We start from the raw sequence: 1,056 nt of genomic DNA, 5'->3' as shown, positions 1-1,056 counted from the left end.
ACCTCTGACCATTTAGCTTTTGAATATCGCTATGTCGCATTCCTGTCAGTGCAGAGAACAAGGCTGCCCGTTTTAGTATATCATCACACGGAGTCTTTGCCAATATATTAAGTTCTTCGAGTGACAGATACTCTCTTCGAGCACTCTGAAACATGATATTCTTAGCCTTGGCAGCAATATCACAATTCAGATAGCCATCCACGAAAGCTTGTTTGAGTGCCGCCTTGAAGATAGAGAAGTACGTCGATGCCGTATTCCTTGAAATAGTTCCTTTCTTAGAACCACCCTGCGGTGCCTTTATCAAGAAGGAACGGAATGCCTCAATATACTTCATGTCAATCTGCGAGAACTGTATGTAGTCACACTTGGCAAACATTGACAACAGTGTGTGCAATCTGCGCCAGTTGACAACTATCGATTCTGACGCAGTTTCCTCTCTTTCTTTGATTAGCTTCTCAATATACTCCAGAACATTGCATTTTGAGCGTTCGCTTTGTTCTGCCATTTCCATTTGCTGCTCAGTAAAGAGAGCCATATTGTCGTATTCTTTTTGACGCAGGACTCGAACGCCATCCGCATAAAGGCAAGTTTCCATATCTTGCTTGGATTTACACTGAATAACGCCATTGTCATCTCGCTTGGGCTTGTACTTTATTCTACCAGCAACGGCTCGCTCACTACGTCTTTTATCCCATATCGGAGTAGTAATAGACCTCCTGAGATATTCACGCACTCGTTTGGGTTTGTCACTTCCCGTCTCATAAACAGGATAAGCTTCAAGATAGATGAACCACTCATCTCTCCACTCACTTTTCTTTAATTTGACGGAGACTTTAGTATAATCTAATCTTTTCATAATGGTTTTATATCTTTATAAAGTTTGTCTATTGATTCCTTGTGAGCATACACATAATTACCGATTTGCCGGGTCGGTATTGAGTATTTTCGTATATGAGCATACACGGTGCTGTCATCCAGATGAAATTTCTTGGAAATCTCACCTATTGTATAGCAATCCTCTGGTTCCATGCGGTACATGGTAACTGGTTTCCTTGG

At 41.6% G+C, this 1,056-nt stretch carries 1 protein-coding gene and 1 pseudogene; both read right to left on the bottom strand.

What is annotated here, in order from left to right; translation table 11 throughout:
* On the bottom strand, positions 1 to 856 hold an 856-nt coding region (locus tag DXA05_RS26135; RefSeq protein WP_128859793.1), incomplete at its 3' end, for a site-specific integrase.
* Positions 853 to 1,056 (bottom strand): annotated as a pseudogene (locus tag DXA05_RS26130) (helix-turn-helix domain-containing protein); the annotation flags it as partial. The gene DXA05_RS26135 and the pseudogene DXA05_RS26130, both read right to left, overlap by 4 nt.

Source organism: Bacteroides sp. AM54-2NS (assembly GCF_003602935.1).
In the GTDB taxonomy this organism is placed as follows: domain Bacteria; phylum Bacteroidota; class Bacteroidia; order Bacteroidales; family Bacteroidaceae; genus Bacteroides; species Bacteroides xylanisolvens.
Note: the sequence above shows the minus strand (reverse complement) of the source record. Positions and strands in the feature narration are given on the sequence as shown.